The sequence below is a fragment of the Pseudomonas ulcerans genome (assembly GCF_036324125.1).
Classification (GTDB): Bacteria; Pseudomonadota; Gammaproteobacteria; order Pseudomonadales; family Pseudomonadaceae; genus Aquipseudomonas; species Aquipseudomonas ulcerans.
Genome location: NZ_JAZDQN010000009.1, coordinates 94,870 through 112,338, shown reverse-complemented (window position 1 = coordinate 112,338; position 17,469 = coordinate 94,870). Strand labels below are relative to the sequence as shown.

Sequence of the window (17,469 nt, the reverse complement as noted above, 5' to 3'; positions counted from 1 at the left end):
AGGAGCGTCGTCGATGCAACCCCGGTTCAAGCTCAACCCTCTCTGCCTGGCCCTGCTGGCCATTTCCCCTTCTTCCCTGCTGGCCGCTACCCAGGCGCCGTCCGGCGAAGCCCTGGAACTGACCGACACCCACGTGGTGGCCACGGCGGCGGAAGAGCTGAAGCAGGCACCCGGCGTGTCGCTGATCACCGAGGAAGACATCAAGAAGCGTCCGCCGGTGAACGACCTCTCCGAGATCATCCGCAAGATGCCCGGGGTCAACCTGACCGGCAACAGTGCCAGCGGCACCCGCGGCAACAACCGCCAGATCGACCTGCGCGGCATGGGCCCGGAAAACACCCTGATCCTGATCGACGGCAAGCCGGTCACCTCGCGCAACTCGGTGCGCTACACCCGCTCCGGCGAGCGTGACACCCGCGGCGACAGCAACTGGGTGCCGGCCAGCGAAGTGGAGAGCATCGAGGTCCTGCGCGGCCCGGCAGCGGCGCGCTACGGCTCCGGCTCCATGGGCGGGGTGGTCAACATCATCACCAAGCGTCCGACACAAGCGCTCACCGGCAGCATCTCGGCCTTCACCAACCTGCCCGAGGACGACGCCGAAGGCGTGGCCAAGCGCACCACCTTCAGCCTGGCCGGGCCGCTGACCGAGTCGCTGACCTTCCGCGTCTACGGCAACCTGAACAAGACCGATGCCGACGACGCCGATATCAACGCCGACCACACCGCCACCGGCGGCTCCCTGGCCGCAGGTCGCGAAGGCGTGCGCAACAAGGACCTCAACGCCTTGCTCAGTTGGGCCCTGGACAACCAGCAGACCCTCGATTTCGAAAGCGGCTTCAGCCGCCAGGGCAATATCTACGCCGGCGACGTCGGTACCGGGGCCACTGACTCGCTGACCCCGGGCAGCACCATCAACAAATGGCTGGGCCGCGAGACCAACACGATGTACCGGCAGAACTTCTCCGTCACCCACCGCGGCGACTGGGAATTCGGCAGCTCGCGCCTGCTCGCGCAGTACGAGAAGACCCGCAACAACCGTCTGCTGGAAGGCCAGACCGGTTCGGTGGACGGCGATATCAACGGCAACGACAAGTCCACGAGCACCTATGACAGCTACCTGGTCCAGGGCCAACTGGACATCCCGCTGCAAGTGCTGCTGCCACAGACCCTGACCCTCGGCGCCGAATGGAACTACCAGGAACTGGACGACCCGAGCACGATGGACCGCGCCATCGGCACCACCCTGCCGAACTCCGCTGCTGGCGCCCGCGCCAGCGACATGGACGCGACCATCATGGCGGTCTATGCCGAAGACAACATCGAGCTGACCCGCGACTGGACCCTGACTCCCGGCCTGCGCCTGGACCACCACGACCAGTTCGGCGCCAACTGGAGCCCGAGCCTGAACACCTCGTACAAGCTCACCGAGGACATCACCCTCAAGGGCGGTATCGCCCGTGCGTTCAAGGCGCCGAACCTGTACCAGTCCAACCCCAACTACCTGTACCGCAGCAACGGCAATGGTTGTGCGCCGAGCCTGGCGTCCACCGGCTGCTACGTGCTGGGCAACGAAGACCTGGATCCGGAAATCAGCATCAACAAGGAAATCGGCATCAGCTTCGCCCGGGATGGCTGGAGCGCCGGCCTGACCTATTTCCGCAACGACTACGACAACAAGATCGTTTCCTCCAACGACCTCGCCGGCCGGACGTCGGCCAACGAAGCGATCCTGCGCTGGGACAACGCCAAGGACGCGGTGGTCAAGGGCTGGGAAGGCAACATCGGCGTGCCGCTGCTGGGCGAGGCGGGCGAGGTCCTCAGCTGGAACACCAACTTCACCTACATGGAGTCGAACGAGGACAGCGACGGCAACCCGTTGTCGGTGGTGCCGGAATACACGGTCAACAGCATGCTCGACTGGCAGGTGACCGAAGCGCTTTCCCTGACCCTGACCGGGACTTACTACGGCAAGCAGGAGCCGCGCCGCTTCAACCCGACCCGGGATGTCGACGTGACCGCCGTGAACGAATTGAAGACCCTCGATCCGTACCATGTGTGGGGTGTGGGCGGTACCTATGAGCTGAGCAAGCACGTGTCGTTCGGCGCCGGCATCAACAACCTGTTCGACAAGCGCGTGTACCGCGAGGGCGCCGGCACCAGCGCCGGGGCCAGCACCTACAACGAGCCGGGCCGGGCGTTCTATGCGTCGGTGACGACCAGCTTCTGAGCTGAACAACCTGGAGCCAGAGGCTGGATGTGGACCCTGTGAGAGCCCGCCCAGCCTTTCTGGCCAGAACACAGCTCAAGGGCAATGCGGACCCTGTTCCGGGCGGCCTCGTACAGGGGCTGCGTTGCTTCCATGTTGAGGTACCAATGAAAACCACGACCTTTGCCTGGCCCATGCTCTCGCGCATCACCGCCGCCATCCTCGGCGGCTATGCCTTCACCTACGCCTTCACCGCCGCCCTGGCTCGTGTGTTGCCGCTGGGCAAGGGTGATGCACTGGTGGTCGCTACCCTGCTGTCCTTCGCCGTCTACACCGGCGCCATCCTCTGGGCCTTCGCCTGCCGCAGCGCCGCTCGCGCCTGGGCCGGCCTGGCCACGGCGGTGCCGCTGGCGCTGGTCGGTTTCTGGCCGCAACTGCTGGAGCGCCTGGGATGAAACACAGGACCATCACCCAGTCGCTGTCATGGATGCACACCTGGAGCGGCCTGGTGTTCGGCTGGGTGCTCTTCGCCATTTTCCTCACCGGCACGCTGGCCGTGTTCGACAAGGAAATCGATGCCTGGATGCGCCCGGAAATCCCGGCCCATTCGGTGAGCCAGGCAGAGGCGGCGCAACGTGCGCTGGACTACCTGCAAAGCAACCACGCCGGCGCCAGCGCCTGGAACATCGGCTTGCCGGGCGAGCGTTCGCCGACCCTGAGCGTGTCCGCCGGCGAGCAACGTCGCGGTGGCGGCGTGGCCCTCGACCCAATCACGGGCGAGCCACTGGAGGTGCGCGAAACCGCCGGTGGCAGCTTCTTCTTCCGCTTCCACTTCACCCTCAACCTGCCGCGCAACTTCGGTATCTGGGTGGTCGGCCTGGCTGCCATGGCCATGCTCGCGGCGCTGGTCAGCGGCATCGTCATTCACAAGAAATTCTTCAAGGAGTTCTTCACCTTCCGCCCGGCCAAAGGCCAGCGCTCCTGGCTTGATGCGCATAACGCCACGGCCGTGCTGGTGCTGCCGTTCCACCTGATGATCACCTACACCGGGTTGGTGATCTTCTACCTGATCTACATGCCGGCGGCGTCCGACGCGCTGTTCGACGGCGACCGCGACGCGCTCAATCGGGCACTGCGCGGGATGCCGGCGGAGCAGCATGCCCAGCATGGACAACGCGGCGGGCGAGGGGCGCCGGGCGAGGCGGCAGCGCTGACCGACCTGGGGCCGGTACTGGTGGCGGCCGAGCAGGCCATGGGCCCGTTGTCCGGCCTGTCGATCCAGAACCCGGGGCGCAGTGATGCACGGATAGAGGTACGCCCGGTGCTGGGCAATCGCATCGAGCTGACCAAGGGGCAGAGCATGCTCTTCGACGGCGTCAGCGGCCAGGTCCTGCGCGCACCGGCGCAAAGCCGCCCGAGCCTGCTGACCCAGCGGGTGATGTCGGGCATGCACTTCGCCCAGTTCGGCGGTTATCCGATGCGCTGGTTGTACTTCCTCTGCGGCCTGGCGAGCTGCGCCATGATCGCCACCGGGCTGGTGCTGTTCACCGTCAAGCGCCGGCGTCGGCATGAGGGCGAGGGGGCGCTCGGTGCGCTGCTGTATCACGTGGCCGAACGCCTGAACGTCAGCGTGGTGGCCGGGTTGTCCATCGCCTGCATCGGCTTGCTCTGGGCCAATCGCCTGCTGCCGGTGGAGCTGGCGCAGCGCGGTGGCTGGGAAGTGCGGGTGTTCTTCCTGGTCTGGCTGGCGACCCTCGGGCACGCCATCGCCAGGCCATGGTTGAGTGCCTGGCGCGAGCAACTGGGGCTGGCGGCGTTGCTGTGCCTGCTGCTGCCGATGCTGAATTTCTTCACCGTCAATCGTGGGGCCTTCGTGCACCTGGAGCTCACCTGCGTGGTGATCGGGGCGTTGCTGGGCTGGTGCTGCTGGAAGCTGGCGCAGCCAGCGAAGGAGCGTCCGGCACGACGCGGGGCTGCTGGCGTGGCGGAGGTCAACTGAGATGAGCCTGATGTTATCCACAGGGCTGTTGCTGGCCTACAGCGGAATGCTCGGGCTATGCCTGGGGCTGGAGCGGCATTACAAGCAGGTCTGGCAGCGTGTGCCCGGGCCCCGCTTGCGCCGCGCACTGCGCATCGGCGGCTGGCTGGCGCTGGGCGGCAGTTTCGCCGCGAGCGTCGTGGCCTGGGGCTGGGCCATGGGGCCGATCGGCTGGTTCGGTTTGATGTCGCTGGCGGGATTGGGCTTGGTGCTGTTGTTGCCTTATCGGGCGAAGGCCGCGGTATGGCTGGCAGTTGTCGGATTGCCGCTGCTTGGTGTCGTGAGAATGCTATGAGGTCAAGGTCGGAAACATCGAGTCGGACTGGAGGACCTTCCTGATGCAGTGCTCAAGACTGCAGAGTTCTCGGGTAGGACCTTGCTGAAAGAACAGTGCATCTTGATTACCTTTCGGGATTAATCCGAGAGCAGGAAGCGATTGTGTTTAGTGGATAGAAAAATAGCCGTATTTGATATTTTTATGCGTTAGCGGTTGAAATCTTATTCGTTGTTTTGGTTTTTGGCTTGTTTCAGTATTGTGGCTAGAATTCTGTTCGATACTGACGATAAAGCGACTTAACGGTAAGGAAGTCACCCGCTATGCGTATGCTTTCCATGAGCGATCAGGCCATTGCCGAACTGATCGGTTCACGCATCGAAGCCCTCAGGCTAAAGAAAAACATCCATCTGGAAGTGGTTGCCCATGAGGCAGGCATTTCCCGCCAGACCCTGCGAAATCTGCTCAAAGGCAAAGGGACGCTTCTGAATCTGATCGCGGTCCTGCGGGTGATCGATGAACTGGACCGACTAGGCTCTCTCACCGACGAGGTGCGGCCCAGCCCGATCCAGATGGCCAGGATGGCCGGCAAGCAAAGGATTCGCGCCTCCAGCCCACGGAAAAAGGACAACGAGCCTCTGCCGGCAAGTGGCAGGAAACCGTTGCTGGCTCCGGCAGGAAAAAAGGACATTGACTGGTGATCGCGAAAATCTATCTATGGGATCTGTACGTGGGCGCCCTGAACTGGGACGAAGCCACCCGGACGGGCGAGTTTGAATACGCCGCCGAGTTCGTGCGCAGCGGTTTGCAGATCTCGCCGATCCATATGCCGTTGCGTGCCGACTACACCTACGTCTTCCCGGGGTTGAACCGGGAGACATTCCACGCATTGCCGGCGATCTTCGCCGATTCCCTGCCCGACGATTTCGGCACCGCCCTGATCAATGCCTGGCTTGCCCAGCGCGGGCGGGACCGGCAGGGGTTTTCGCCGGTGGAGAGACTGCTCTACCAGGGCAGCCGCGGCATGGGGGCGCTGGAGTATCACCCGGCGCTGAACGCCGAGATGGACCAGGCACAGCGCATCGAGATCCATGCGCTGGTGCAGTTGGCCGGCGAGGTGCTGTCCAGTCGCACCAGCCTGGAGGACCGATTGAGCGCCCATGACCCGAGCGTCGACGAGTCGGCCCTGCAGCGCCTGATCCAGGTCGGCACCAGTGCGGGTGGGGCGCGGGCCAAGGCGATCATCGCCATCAACGACGCTGGGGATATTCGCTCCGGGCAGATCAAGGCCCCGCCTGGCTACAGCTACTGGCTGCTGAAATTCGATGTCGCCAGGCACACCGACCTGTTGGCCGATAGCCAGGGTTATGGGCGTATCGAGTATGCCTACCACCTGATGGCCAAGGAGGCCGGGGTGCAGATGAGCGAGTGCCGGCTACTGGAAGAGGGCGGGCGCGCACATTTCATGACCCGGCGTTTCGACCGCAACGACGCCGGGGAGAAGATTCACATGGCGACCTTGTGCGCCCTCGACCATGCCGACTACAAGAAGCCTGGTGACTACTCCTATGCCGAAGCCTTCGCCGTGATGCGCATGCTCAGGCTGGGGCGTGACGAGGCGGTGCAGTTTTTCCGGCGCATGGTCTTCAACGTCATCGCGCGCAATCAGGATGACCACACCAAGAACATCGGCTTCCTGATGGATACCGATGGCACCTGGTACCTGTCTCCGGCTTATGACGTGACCTGGTCGTACCTGCCGGGCAACTTCTGGGTCGACAGCCATCAGATGACGATCAACGGCAAACGCGACGATTTCATCCTGGATGACCTGCTGGCAGTGGGGGAGCAGGTCAGGGGCATGGATGCGCGTCAGGTGGTGCGCGAGGTTGCCGATGCCGTGGCCCGCTGGCCGGAGATAGCGCGCGGTGTCGGGGTGGCACCAGCGACAGTCGAGGCGATCGCACGCTCGCATCGCCTCTATCTGGCGGCCTGAGGGCTCAGGGGAGCGCGGTGCTCCCGACCTGCTCCGGGGCGTTTCCTTCCGAGCCGACTTCGAACCATCCCGGCCACGAACTGCGCTGTCGCCCGCCCACTTCCACGCAGGGAATCAACCGATCCGTCAGCACTGCCGTCTGCCCCACGGATTTCGCGGTGCGGTACTTGAAGCTGTGGATGCATTCGCGGTCGCCGAACTCGCAGCGGTTCAGCCGGGTGCCGCCGCAGGGGCCGTTGGCCAGTCCCTTGGGGCAGGTTTCGGGGCAGACGTACAGGGTGTCCTCCAGCCGGCAACTGCCGCAGGTATCGCAGCCCACCAGGGGGCGTTTCACCTTGCGCTCCAGCCTGTGCAGCCAGCGTGCTCCTGTCGGGGTCGACCACATCGGCCGGCGTACTGCCCATCCGAAGGCACGGCTCAGCCAGGTGCTGCGGCTGAAGAACTGGGAATGGAACGCGGACAGCAAGTGATAGCGCAGCTTCTCCCGCGTGCTGGCCTGGACCTGCGATTCACCCGCCCTCCAGTCCGACGCCGGCGGATGGAAGCTCACCGGCGGCCCTTCCGGCATGCGCCAGCTTTCGGCCCAGGCGATGGCCCATTCCTCTTCGCTGCGGATCTTCCCGTTCCAGCTGTCCAGGGCCTTTTCCAGGGCCAGCAACTGCTCCAGCTCATGCACGCCGGACAGGTTGATCCCGGCATAGCCGAGCCATTGCAGGCCGATGATCTGCAAGGCCAGGCGGCTGACGCTGCGCTCTTGGGCAAAGGCCTTCGACACCGCTTCCTCCGCCGCCACCAGCGCGCGCATCGAGGGTGACACGGTGACCCCGGCAACATGTTCGAGCATCTTCGCCCGGCCATGGGTCAGGCCCATGATGCACGCCAGCATCGGCCGCGGCGTCGGCTGGCGCTTCATCCAGTCCATGGCCTCGCGGTACTTGGCCATGTCGAAGCCGAGCTGGAGGATGAAGAAATCAGCCCCGGCGGCGAGTTTCTTCTGCGCCTTGAAGTACTGCGCGCCACCTTCTTCCTCGCGGTACTTGAACGGGTTGAGCGCGGCACCCAGCAGCCAGTCTGGCCGCGCCTGGCGGACGATACCGAGGGCGGCCACCGACTCCAGGTAGCGCACCGGTCGCTCCCCCGGCACATGGCCGTGGAGGCGGTCGCCGGTGAGCAGCAGGAGCTGGTCGAGACCGAGGCCGTCCATGCGTTCCAGTTGCGCCAGCAGGTCCTGGCGCTCGCGGTCCTTGCCGGAGAAGTGGGGGATCACCGGGACAGGCCGGGAGAGGGCGCTGTAGGTATCCAGGGGGGACAGGTCGAGGTTGCTGCCGACCCGGTCGGCGATGCCGGCGAGCATCGGCCAGCCGCACAGCTGGCCACGCTGCATCAGCGTTTCGAATGCGGCCATGCGTTGCGGCTTGGGCACGAATTCCATCACGCAAACGAACTGCCGTTCGCGCAGGGCCTGTTTCAACGGGTTCATGTGGGGCGCCATCGGCTCAGCTCATCGACCCGACGATTCTGCGGCAGGGCCGGGTGCGGCCCATGTCCGAAAACGCAGGGGAATGTTTTGAAAGAGACATCAGACAGGACTGCATCGTGAGAGATTCTCTAGATCATCGTTAAGAAAATGAGTTTGTCTCATTCAAGGCTGGTCCGCAGAATTCTCTCATTCATTTTCATTCTTGAGGGATCTGCACATGGCCTTGGCACATAACCTGGGTTTCCCCCGCATCGGACGCGACCGTGAGCTGAAGAAGGCCCAGGAAGCCTTCTGGAAAGGCGAGTTGGACGAAGCCGGGCTGTGTGCCGTCGGCCGCGAGCTGCGGGCCGCCCACTGGCAGGTGCAGAAAGATGCCGGGATCGAGTTGCTGCCGGTGGGCGACTTCGCCTGGTACGACCAGGTCCTGACCCATTCGCTGACCTTCGGCGTGATCCCCGAGCGCTTCCGCGGCCACGGCGATGCCAGGCCAACCCTGCAGACCCTGTTCGCCATGGCCCGCGGTGTCTCTGACAGCTGCTGTGGCGGCGCCCACGCCCAGGAAATGACCAAGTGGTTCGACACCAACTACCACTACCTGGTCCCCGAGTTCGCTGCCGACCAGCAGTTCACCCTTCGCTGGGAGCAGCTGTTCGAGGAAGTCGACGAGGCCCTGGCCCTTGGCCATGCGGTCAAGCCGGTGGTGATCGGCCCGCTGACCTACCTGTGGCTGGGCAAGACCAAGGGCGCCGACTTCGACAAGCTCGACCTGGTCGAGCGCCTGTTGCCGCTGTACGACCAGATCTTCAATCGCCTGGCCGCGCAGGGCGTGGAATGGGTGCAGATCGACGAGCCGATCCTGGTCCTCGACCTGCCGCAGGACTGGAAGAACGCCTACGAGCGCGTCTACAACATCCTCCAGCGCGCACCGCTGAAGAAGCTGGTCGCCACCTTCTTCGGCGGACTGGAAGAAAACCTCGGGCTGGCCGCCAACCTGCCGGTCGACGGCCTGCATATCGACCTGGTGCGTGCCCCCGAGCAGTACCCGACGATTCTCGACCGCCTGCCGGCCTACAAGGTGCTGTCCCTCGGCGTGGTCAACGGTCGCAACGTCTGGCGCTGCGACCTGGAGAAGGCCCTCGACGTGTTGCGTCATGCTGCCGAACGCCTGGGCGATCGCCTGTGGATCGCGCCGTCCTGCTCGCTGCTGCACAGCCCGGTGGACCTGGCGCGTGAAGACGGGCTGGATGCCGAGCTGAAAAGCTGGCTGGCCTTCGCCGTGCAGAAGTGCGAGGAAGTCGCCGTGCTGACCCAGGCCATCAACCAGCCGCAAGCGCCCGCTGTGCTCGCTGCCATTGAACAGAGCCGCGCCGTGCAGGCTAGCCGGGCCGCTTCGCCACGTATCCACAAGGCGGCAGTGCAGGCACGCCTGGCGGCGATCAAGCCGGCGGACAGCCAGCGTCACTCGCCCTTCGAGCAGCGCATCGCCAGGCAGCGCGCCGTTCTCGACCTGCCGGCGTTCCCCACCACCACCATCGGTTCATTCCCGCAGACCCCGGCAATCCGCCTGGCGCGCCAGGCGTTCAAGCAGGGCAGGCTGGCCGAGGCCGACTACGTCGAAGCCATGCGCGGTGAAATCCGTCATGCAGTGCAGATCCAGGAGCACCTGGGCCTGGACGTGCTGGTCCATGGCGAGGCCGAGCGCAACGACATGGTCGAGTACTTCGCCGAGCAGTTGGACGGCTACGCCTTCACCCGTTTCGGCTGGGTGCAGAGCTATGGCTCGCGCTGCGTGAAACCGGCGCTGATCTTCGGCGACCTGAGCCGCCCGAAAGCCATGACCGTGGAGTGGACCCGCTATGCCCAGGGCCTGACCAACAAGGTCATGAAAGGCATGCTCACCGGCCCGGTGACCATGCTGATGTGGTCCTTCCCGCGGGAAGACGTGAGCCGTGAAATCCAGGCCAGGCAGTTGGCCCTGGCGATCCGCGACGAAGTGCTCGACCTGGAGGCCGCTGGCATCAGGATCGTGCAGATCGACGAAGCCGCCTTCCGCGAAGGCTTGCCACTGCGCCGCAGCGCCTGGACGCATTACCTGGACTGGGCGACGGAAGCCTTCCGCCTGTGCGCCAGCGGTGTGCGTGACGAAACCCAGACCCACACCCACATGTGCTACAGCGAGTTCAACGATGTGATCGAGTCGATCGCGGCCATGGACGCCGACGTCATTACCATCGAGACCTCGCGCTCGGACATGGAGTTGCTGGAGGCGTTCGAGAAGTTCGACTACCCGAACGAGATCGGCCCCGGGGTGTACGACATCCACTCGCCGCGGGTGCCGGGCCGGGAAGAGATGGTCGGGCTGCTGCGCAAGGCGGCCCGGCGGATTCCACCGCAGCGGTTGTGGGTCAACCCGGATTGCGGCCTGAAGACCCGGGCCTGGTCGGAGACCGAGGCGGCGCTGGTGAACATGGTGGCGGCGGCGCGGGAGTTGCGTGGGGATGTTGCCCTGATGGGGTGATGCAGTTCATCAGGCAACCTCAAGACGCAAGACGGGACGCAGCGCGTCCCGTCTTGCCTTTTACCCGCAGCGCCGCCTACTCGGTGGCCTCAAACGCCTCGTGATAGCGCACGGTGCCTGTTGGCACTTCACCGGCAAAGGCCTGTGCCTGGAAGTATTCCTGGGGAACCCCGGGCAGTTCCAGGTCCGGGCACGGCTTGAAACCGAAGCGCCCGTAGTAGCCAGGATCGCCCAGCACGACGCAACCGATGCCGCCAAGACGTTGCAGCTCCGCCAGGGCGGCTTTCATCAAGGCCGAGCCGATGCCTTGCCCTTGGTGATCCGGCCATACCGAAATCGGTCCAAGCCCGAACCATCCTGTTGCCCCAGACGAAACCTGAACCGGGGATACCGCGACATGGCCGATGATCTCGCCGTTCTCCACCGCCACCAGGGAAAGGGTGAGCTGCTTGCTGCGGCGTAGCGCGTTGACGATGAACTGCTCGGTGTGGTTTGAGTGTTCTTCGTGTTCAAAGGCGGCCGTGGTCAGTCGCGTTATGGCGTCGATGTCTTCGACCTGTTCGTTGCGGATGTTCACGGTGCTATGCATGAGCGTTTCTCCCGGTCTTCGGACGACGACCATAAACCATGAGGTTGCAGGCGGGTAACGGGGGCGGGCGGATGTGAGGGGGGGCGACAAGGACGAATGCCCCAGACGCAAAAAAGCCCGCGCGAGGCGGGCTTTTTCGTTTGCCTTGAGGTCAGGTTTCAACCTCAGGGCGGGGTATGGTGGTACACAGTCATTTGAACCTGATCGTAATGTTCCTGTATTTAAAGGGTTTTCAGGTTTCGTGTTTTTTGGGGATACACCAGGGGATACACGGTACTCGCTGCTGGGCCGTTTTTGCCCGTTTTTCCATGATTGCCGGTGATGGTCCGGGCGGCACGTTGCGACGTTATTGCCACCCTGTTTCGGGGTAGTGCTCGGCACCTGTCACGGTTAGGTCAGGGGGAGGCCACTGGGTGAACGGATCGTTCACCTCACCGGGGAATACCAGCCGCCAGGAAGGGTGGGGTGGCGCTTCACCACCCAATGACCGTGAGTGCCCGCTGGCGGGTGTTGCTATGACAGCAACCCCTTATCGGCAATTACGGAGAATCCCGTAATTACAGCCCCATCTGCCTGATGATCCTACGCGGCTCCATTCCATCGCGAAGCGCCCTGCTGGCGTCCGTGGTCATCTGGTCGAGGGCTTTGCTCTCGAATGCCTCGGCCATGGCGGCGGCCTTCCTGACGATCAGTAGCGCCAGCTCAGGCGGGAAGGTGATCGGTTCCGGGTCGGGTAAGTAGTCGCAGTCGATAACGGACATGGAGCGGCCCTCGATGTGGTGGCACTCAACGGGGTGAGCTGGGCGCCTGATTATCTTATAACTACCCAGCACCCGGGTAGTTCGCGGCGGGCAGGTCGGCCACCTGCAGGACCTGCGCAACCTGCAGATTTTCGTTGCTCCTGCGCTTTCTCGTCAGACCTGCTGCCCCCCCCGGCCTGGCGCACCTTCGCCGCCAGGATTAGGTCACTCTGGGGCTGTTCCCGCTCCGCTGCCAGGTCTGCCTGGTTCTCGCGAACGGCGGCGACCATACCTGCCTGGTTCTGTATCGCGTTGAGAGCCAGTCCACCGTGTCGATTTCTACACAGCGTCTCGTTTTCCACACGCTGGCGCTCGTCGAGTCGATCGATATTGGTAGTTTCGCCGAGGCTGGCCAGCCCCAGGTGATGCTCCTAGCTTTCGGGGTGTCTCCGCCAGGGAAACACCTTTGCAGTAAGGGCGTGGTGATATCCACCATCCCCTTAGCTGTGGTGACGACCATGGCCCGCGGCGGAGGGGCGAGTCACTTTGGCCGCCCTTTTTCGGGCCCGGAATATAAGGTTTTGTCAGGCTCTGGACTACCCGGTTTCCCTTGACGAGCACCCTCGGAAATTCTTGACGGCCTCCGCTCCCACAGGTCGGCTAGACTCAGCGCCAGCCCTTGTACAACAAGGCTTAGAGCCGATCCTGCTCAAGCGCCGGCGGCTGAATCCGTCAGGGGTCTGTCAAGGATTTCGTCAAGGCCTGTCAAGATTTTCGCCACTCTCCGGCCATTCTGGACGGGTGTTCGCCGGTCGATGGTGACCAGTCTCCCGCGCCCCAGGTAAATCAGCGCCCCACGTCATTTCACCTGCTGGTGCTGGCGCCGATCCGTCCAGAGCCTGTCCAGAATTCGGGCCTCGGCATTAGACGGAACTGTCCGCGCCAGCCCATCACGCATAGGCGCAGGCCAGGCCCGGCAAGTGATCCAGCGCAGGGGGCCACCGCTCACCGTCTAGTTGGGTCTAGTGCTGGTCTAGTTCCACCTGGCGATTTTGGACGAGCGTGCGGGCGGAGCAGCCCACCACCAGACTGACAGCCAGCCATCACACGCCATAGCGCCAGCACCACCGCGCAACACCAGCGCCGATCCGTCCAAAGCTGTCCAAAATCCGTCAGGGGCCTGTCAGGGGTATGAGGCGGCCACGGCCTCGACTTTGACGGCCTCCCGCATAGGCTGGGCCTCTGACGCCCACCCGGCGCTGGGTTCCGTCTCATGCCTGTCTCACATTCCGTCAAAGCGTGGTCAAAGTGGCGCCGCTCGGCACCGTGTTGATTCCTACACAGTGTGTCGCTTTCGACACAGTAGAACCTGAGAAAACCTGAGATCGGATCGGCTGGCGCTGGGCGGCGGGCATTGTGGTTTTCATGTGGTCTTTCGATTCAGGGCGCACCGGACCGGTTGCCACTGGCTAGGCTGTAATACCGTGGAAACCCCAGTGGAAACCATCGCCTGACAACCTCAACATTTCTCAACATGCAGGCCGCCAGGTTCGCGCATAGAGGTTGCGAACCTACAGCGCGAACCACCGGTGCGAACTGGCCCAGCACCAGCGCCTGAAATGCGTACCTGGCTGCGTGCCGTGGAAGATTTCACGCACCTCGCCTGCGTGACGATCGTGCGTGAAGCTCTGCGTGAAACAGGCCAGGACTTCCCGCTGGAACTGCGCATTTCGTGGATACCGGAGTGGATGCCGGGCGATCTGGTCAGCGCCAGCACTTGGCCAGACGTTGACAAATGTTGACATCGAAGCGGCCCGGCGCCACTGATCGAGCCCTGCCCTGTTAGCAAATGTTAGTACCGGGCAGGGGCTGGCCAGCCTTCCAGCCTGTTAACAATTGTCAAGGTTGAGCGCTGGCGCTGGGAGTGTCGGTCACCGCGGTCAGGCTGGTTACCAGGTGCGGCTACCACCGTTGGTTACCACCACGCATGACCAGCTCAACGAGACAGACGATATGGTCCGAATCAGACGCTTTGGTCTGTCTCGCGCCACAAAAGGGTGGGGTCGAATTTTGTGGCGCGGAATCAGTCACAGGCAGCTCTTCGTCGACTCCAGCGCCGTTGCTCTACCAGCGCCAAAATCCATGTACCAGCGCTGATAGAACTTCACATCGCTGCCGCTGGCGGACTTGGTGATCTGCAAAATCTCGTTGGTGCCCATATCGTCACCACTGAGCAGGCGGTAACCGCTTTCGGTTTCAGCCAACGTAGCCCCTGGGCGACTCTCCTGCCACTGAGGGAAGACGCACAGAGCGTATGCCTTGGGCTGCTTTGCTGTCTGAGCAGAATAGGTCGGGCCCTTCTGTATCAGTTCACCGGGTGAATAACAGCCCGCGACACTGAGGGCAAGAGTTGCGATTATGGCTAGGCCGGTAGAGCGCATGGTTCAGTCATCCGTTACTCAAGAAACGGAAAAGCTAACATGCGCTCGACCAAAGCCCAATCAGTGACGACGCTCTCCGAGCATCTCGGCGCCAGCGGCAACAGTGAACGAATGCCGCCAGCTCTCGACAAGGTCGCCCTTGGCACTTGGAGACAGCCCTGTCAGATAGACGACCGCGGGATGATGACCACCAATGGTGCTAATCAGATCTCGCGTACTCACGCCATGGTCGCTGCAGAAATCTGCAAAAGCTTGGTTCGCTGCGGCGATCTGATCAAGACATTCCAGTTTAGCGGCACCATCCATAGCTGAACTCGCGAAGTTCAATGCCAGACCGCGCATCTCGCACTCGAAAAGCTGGGCCACACGACATAGCATTCTCGTCGTGTTGAGAAACTCCAGGCTTGCGACTTCCACATGCTCTGTGGGGCAGTTATCTATCAACTGACGGACCTGGGCGTGATCTTTTTGAGCGATAGCCTTAATCGTGTGAGCGATCCTTTCACGTACGTTCATACCTTGTCCTCCGCATAGATCGACGCGGAGATGATCGCCCCGCCCCAGCGGCGCTTGCCGATGCAGATCGGGACAGGGTTGCCGCTGGCGGTGGTGTTTTTCGCCGAGCCAAACGCGTAACTCGGCATGTTTTCAGGAGCTGCGCTTTGGGAGAGGCCTTTGGCCTGGGGGCTGAGCATTTGGATAACACCGCCCGCCGTTGTTCCAACACCTGCGGCAAGGAGGGCCGGCTGAGACCCTGGCGCCACAAAAAACGACGCGACGATCAGCGCCACCCCGATGATGGTTTGCAGAACTCCTGCCCGCTTGCTGCCCTGGATTACAGGCACGAACCACAGCTCCCGAGCTCCCCCCAGGTCAAGTTCATCCTGTCCGATGTTTTTGCCATTCTTAAAAACCGCGAACCGCAGCCCTCGACTTTCAGCATCGGCTACATCTTGGGCGAAGCCAGGGTAGTTCACGTCGATCGCTTTGACTGCCTCCTTTGTGTCGCCCCGATCCAGCAGAAAACTCTGTGTTTTAAAGTATTTTTTTCGAAGGAAGCCGAGTAGGCGCACTTTCGTCCGCGGGGTGTAATGAGCTGCTGTAGCTGCCATGAGTAAACTCCTTGATGCGCCGCTGGCGCTTGGTATGGGCAAGTGCCCGGTGGTGTGATTGGTCGGGCCGGTCACCCGATCAGGTTGCAAAGAATTGCCTCTGACTCCGCCATGTCGTCGCGCTGGCTGGCGACCAGGTAGCGGAACACGGCCAGCGCCTCGGTCTTGTCGCGGGGGCGAATCTGCGCCAGCAGGCCGAACACAAACCAGTCACGCGCCGTCGCCTCCGGTGGCCCGTCGCTGGCGTCCCGGTCGACGGCGTTGCGCAGCCGGTAGAGGTGGTCCCAGTACCCCAGCTCGTACAGGCAATCCGCCAAGGTGTGCGGCAGTAGCTCTGGATGGGCGTTGAACCGGGCAGCTACCTCGCCCTTGTCGAAGTCACCAAATTGGCCGGTAGCCTCTAGCCCGCGCAGCGCATCGATACAGAACGATTCCGCCTCGGTGTCGGCCAGCAGGGCATCACCGAAGCGAGCGGTGCCCTCCAGCCTCAGTCGGTGTTGCTCTATGGCCCGAGTGGCCAGCGCCTCCAGGTCAGCGAAGCCGAACGACGACATGGCGGCGAATGGGTGCCCGGGGTTGGTGGCCACCAGGTAATCCCGATACCGCTTCTCCAGCACATCGAGCGGCGTCCTGATCTTCTTGGCGCCCTCCATGGCCCGCTCAATCAGGGCGACCTGACCGGTGCTGATGATCGAGCGCAGCCACAGCACCGCATCCACCTCCTTATCCCCGGTGACCACCTTCTGCGGCGGCAGCTCAGGCACGCTCGGCAGGGTCTCGGTGCTGGCGCTGATCGGCGGCAGGGTGAACATGGCGCGATGCTGCTCGTTGTCGCGGAACGCCCCTGAGCGTGAAACCAGGGTCTTCACCGTCCCCAGTGGCAGGGCGGTAATCTCGGCCACCTCACGCAGCGAGTGACGGCGGCGCAGGTCCAGTACCTGCTGGCGCTGCTCATCTGAAACCCGGTGTCTCATTTTTTCGGCTGAATCAGCCTGTTTCAGCATGACCATGGCTTACACCACCCTCAGTTTCGGTGGCAGCTTCGGCCCGAACGGCGCCCCAGGTGCGAATGGGTCAGGCAGCACGCCATCGGGGCAGTCCCTGATGAAGTCCGCCATAGCCGCGTGACAGGCGTTGAACAACGGCGCGTCATTCCACTCCTGTGCCCGGCGTTCTGCGCTGTCCTCCAGCACGTGGATGAACACCAGGTCCTCCAGACTCGTGATGCCATCCCGCATGGCCTGCTCGCGCTCGACGGTGTTCACGCTCAGCAGGTCGCACAGGCGGTCGAACCCCAGGGCCTGGGCCAGCCCGTCATGGTCGAACAGCAGCGACCGGCCAAACCCGGCCAGCGCCACCACGGCCTTGTCGCGTTCATCCGATCGGTGCGCCTGCGCCAGTTGCTCCAGATCGGCAATGGCCTGTCGAGTGAACGGCAGGAACTCTTTCAGCTTGCCCGCCTGGCGGCGCATGGCGCGGCGCTCAGCGTGGATCGAATCCAAGTTGCGGCCGATGTTGCGGCAGATACGCCGCGTGGTGATGAGCTGTGTGCTGGCGCTGATACCGGGCTTTGAGGCGATATCGCACAGGCGCATGGTCGGGGTCATTGTCATGGGTGGGCCTCCATGGGCATGTTGTCGTAGGTGGCGCGCAGCTCGGTACCGATCAGGCAGTGGCGACCAGCGGGCGCATAGCAGCCCCTGCAGGTCATGACATGGCTGATGTACTGGTCGCGGGCCTGGCGCCATTCAGGCGTGGCATTGGCGGCGTTGGCGTATGGGCTGGGTGGCAATTGGGCAGGCTCGACCAGCACCAGGCGCGGACGATCCGGGGTGCGTTTTGCCATGGGTGGTTTTCCAGCGCCAGCAACGTTCGGCGGCATGTGATTGAGCAGGTCGGAAAGCAGGCTCATGGCGTCACCTCGCCCGGATTTCCATAACTCCCAAATGTGTCTGTGAAAAAAAATCGGGGGAACGGGGGAACGCGGGGAACACCCAGTGTTTCCGGGGCCTCCAGCGGGGGTACGTGTTCCCCACCCGAAAAACGGGGGAACAGTGATAACCAAACATAAGGGT

General features: G+C 63.2%; 17 protein-coding genes. 8 read left to right on the top strand and 9 right to left on the bottom strand.

Going from position 1 to position 17,469, the window contains the following annotated elements; all coding sequences use genetic code 11:
- The first annotated feature begins 13 nt into the window (after nucleotides 1-13).
- From V0R59_RS11070 to V0R59_RS11045, 6 genes are all read left to right on the top strand, one after another.
- Entirely contained in the window at nucleotides 14-2,227 is a 2,214-nt protein-coding gene (locus V0R59_RS11070) for a TonB-dependent siderophore receptor (RefSeq protein WP_330073887.1), read from the top strand.
- Between the two features lie 146 nt (nucleotides 2,228-2,373).
- The gene (locus tag V0R59_RS11065; RefSeq protein ID WP_330073886.1) at nucleotides 2,374-2,661 is read left to right on the top strand and encodes an iron transporter; all 288 of its coding nucleotides are present in this window, start codon (nucleotides 2,374-2,376) and stop codon (nucleotides 2,659-2,661) included.
- Nucleotides 2,658-4,205, top strand: coding sequence for a PepSY-associated TM helix domain-containing protein (locus V0R59_RS11060; RefSeq protein ID WP_330073885.1), 1,548 nt, complete (start codon nucleotides 2,658-2,660; stop codon nucleotides 4,203-4,205). Before V0R59_RS11065 ends, V0R59_RS11060 begins: the two co-directional genes overlap by 4 nt.
- Before the next feature lies 1 nt (nucleotide 4,206).
- Complete coding sequence (locus V0R59_RS11055) at nucleotides 4,207-4,539, top strand: DUF3325 domain-containing protein (protein ID WP_330073884.1); 333 nt, start codon at nucleotides 4,207-4,209, stop codon at nucleotides 4,537-4,539.
- A gap of 302 nt (nucleotides 4,540-4,841) precedes the next feature.
- Nucleotides 4,842-5,219: a helix-turn-helix domain-containing protein gene (locus V0R59_RS11050; protein WP_330073883.1), complete on the top strand. Its 378-nt coding sequence runs from the start codon at nucleotides 4,842-4,844 to the stop codon at nucleotides 5,217-5,219.
- Nucleotides 5,216-6,514, top strand: coding sequence for a type II toxin-antitoxin system HipA family toxin (locus V0R59_RS11045; RefSeq protein ID WP_330073882.1), 1,299 nt, complete (start codon nucleotides 5,216-5,218; stop codon nucleotides 6,512-6,514). The genes V0R59_RS11050 and V0R59_RS11045 overlap by 4 nt, the downstream gene beginning before the upstream one ends.
- 4 nt (nucleotides 6,515-6,518) lie before the next feature.
- Here the strand turns inward: V0R59_RS11045 and V0R59_RS11040 are convergent, their stop codons facing one another.
- On the bottom strand, nucleotides 6,519-7,994 hold the full coding sequence (locus V0R59_RS11040) for a methylenetetrahydrofolate reductase C-terminal domain-containing protein (RefSeq protein WP_330073881.1): 1,476 nt from the start codon (nucleotides 7,992-7,994) through the stop codon (nucleotides 6,519-6,521).
- Nucleotides 7,995-8,211: 217 nt separating this feature from the next.
- On the opposite strand from V0R59_RS11040, the gene metE reads away from it, so the two are divergent.
- Nucleotides 8,212-10,512 carry a 5-methyltetrahydropteroyltriglutamate--homocysteine S-methyltransferase gene (gene metE, locus V0R59_RS11035; RefSeq protein ID WP_330073880.1) on the top strand — a complete coding sequence of 767 codons (2,301 nt, stop codon included), beginning with the start codon at nucleotides 8,212-8,214 and terminating at the stop codon, nucleotides 10,510-10,512.
- A gap of 76 nt (nucleotides 10,513-10,588) precedes the next feature.
- Here the strand turns inward: metE and V0R59_RS11030 are convergent, their stop codons facing one another.
- Together V0R59_RS11030 and V0R59_RS11025 are read right to left on the bottom strand one after the other, a co-directional pair.
- Nucleotides 10,589-11,101 (bottom strand): GNAT family N-acetyltransferase, encoded by a 513-nt coding sequence (locus V0R59_RS11030; RefSeq protein ID WP_330073879.1) that lies wholly within the window; start codon nucleotides 11,099-11,101, stop codon nucleotides 10,589-10,591.
- A gap of 557 nt (nucleotides 11,102-11,658) precedes the next feature.
- Nucleotides 11,659-11,862, bottom strand: coding sequence for a hypothetical protein (locus V0R59_RS11025; RefSeq protein ID WP_232862130.1), 204 nt, complete (start codon nucleotides 11,860-11,862; stop codon nucleotides 11,659-11,661).
- A gap of 1,598 nt (nucleotides 11,863-13,460) precedes the next feature.
- Between V0R59_RS11025 and V0R59_RS11020 the strand changes: the two genes are divergently transcribed.
- On the top strand, nucleotides 13,461-13,643 hold the full coding sequence (locus V0R59_RS11020) for a hypothetical protein (protein ID WP_330073878.1): 183 nt from the start codon (nucleotides 13,461-13,463) through the stop codon (nucleotides 13,641-13,643).
- A gap of 285 nt (nucleotides 13,644-13,928) precedes the next feature.
- Here the strand turns inward: V0R59_RS11020 and V0R59_RS11015 are convergent, their stop codons facing one another.
- From V0R59_RS11015 to V0R59_RS10990, 6 genes are all read right to left on the bottom strand, one after another.
- Complete coding sequence (locus V0R59_RS11015; protein WP_178097494.1) at nucleotides 13,929-14,105, bottom strand: hypothetical protein; 177 nt, start codon at nucleotides 14,103-14,105, stop codon at nucleotides 13,929-13,931.
- Nucleotides 14,106-14,342: 237 nt separating this feature from the next.
- Entirely contained in the window at nucleotides 14,343-14,798 is a 456-nt protein-coding gene (locus V0R59_RS11010) for a hypothetical protein (RefSeq protein ID WP_330073877.1), read from the bottom strand.
- Nucleotides 14,795-15,394, bottom strand: a complete 600-nt coding sequence (locus V0R59_RS11005) for a tail assembly protein (RefSeq protein ID WP_330073876.1) — start codon at nucleotides 15,392-15,394, stop codon at nucleotides 14,795-14,797. Before V0R59_RS11005 ends, V0R59_RS11010 begins: the two co-directional genes overlap by 4 nt.
- Nucleotides 15,395-15,465: 71 nt before the next feature.
- Nucleotides 15,466-16,404 carry a hypothetical protein gene (locus V0R59_RS11000; RefSeq protein WP_330073875.1) on the bottom strand — a complete coding sequence of 313 codons (939 nt, stop codon included), beginning with the start codon at nucleotides 16,402-16,404 and terminating at the stop codon, nucleotides 15,466-15,468.
- Nucleotides 16,405-16,407: 3 nt separating this feature from the next.
- Nucleotides 16,408-17,007: a hypothetical protein gene (locus V0R59_RS10995; protein WP_330073874.1), complete on the bottom strand. Its 600-nt coding sequence runs from the start codon at nucleotides 17,005-17,007 to the stop codon at nucleotides 16,408-16,410.
- Nucleotides 17,004-17,306, bottom strand: coding sequence for a hypothetical protein (locus V0R59_RS10990; protein WP_330073873.1), 303 nt, complete (start codon nucleotides 17,304-17,306; stop codon nucleotides 17,004-17,006). The genes V0R59_RS10995 and V0R59_RS10990 overlap by 4 nt, the downstream gene beginning before the upstream one ends.
- Nucleotides 17,307-17,469: the final 163 nt, after the last annotated feature.

Coding starts and splice junctions, on each gene's coding strand:
- V0R59_RS11070 (WP_330073887.1), top strand. CDS start 14: ATGCAACCCCGGTTCAAGCTCAACCCTCTCTGCCTGGCCCTGCTGGCC.
- V0R59_RS11065 (WP_330073886.1), top strand. CDS start 2,374: ATGAAAACCACGACCTTTGCCTGGCCCATGCTCTCGCGCATCACCGCC.
- V0R59_RS11060 (WP_330073885.1), top strand. CDS start 2,658: ATGAAACACAGGACCATCACCCAGTCGCTGTCATGGATGCACACCTGG.
- V0R59_RS11055 (WP_330073884.1), top strand. CDS start 4,207: ATGAGCCTGATGTTATCCACAGGGCTGTTGCTGGCCTACAGCGGAATG.
- V0R59_RS11050 (WP_330073883.1), top strand. CDS start 4,842: ATGCGTATGCTTTCCATGAGCGATCAGGCCATTGCCGAACTGATCGGT.
- V0R59_RS11040 (WP_330073881.1), bottom strand. CDS start 7,994: ATGAACCCGTTGAAACAGGCCCTGCGCGAACGGCAGTTCGTTTGCGTG.
- metE (WP_330073880.1), top strand. CDS start 8,212: ATGGCCTTGGCACATAACCTGGGTTTCCCCCGCATCGGACGCGACCGT.
- V0R59_RS11030 (WP_330073879.1), bottom strand. CDS start 11,101: ATGCATAGCACCGTGAACATCCGCAACGAACAGGTCGAAGACATCGAC.
- V0R59_RS11025 (WP_232862130.1), bottom strand. CDS start 11,862: ATGTCCGTTATCGACTGCGACTACTTACCCGACCCGGAACCGATCACC.
- V0R59_RS11020 (WP_330073878.1), top strand. CDS start 13,461: ATGCGTACCTGGCTGCGTGCCGTGGAAGATTTCACGCACCTCGCCTGC.
- V0R59_RS11010 (WP_330073877.1), bottom strand. CDS start 14,798: ATGAACGTACGTGAAAGGATCGCTCACACGATTAAGGCTATCGCTCAA.
- V0R59_RS11005 (WP_330073876.1), bottom strand. CDS start 15,394: ATGGCAGCTACAGCAGCTCATTACACCCCGCGGACGAAAGTGCGCCTA.
- V0R59_RS11000 (WP_330073875.1), bottom strand. CDS start 16,404: ATGGTCATGCTGAAACAGGCTGATTCAGCCGAAAAAATGAGACACCGG.
- V0R59_RS10995 (WP_330073874.1), bottom strand. CDS start 17,007: ATGACAATGACCCCGACCATGCGCCTGTGCGATATCGCCTCAAAGCCC.
- V0R59_RS10990 (WP_330073873.1), bottom strand. CDS start 17,306: ATGAGCCTGCTTTCCGACCTGCTCAATCACATGCCGCCGAACGTTGCT.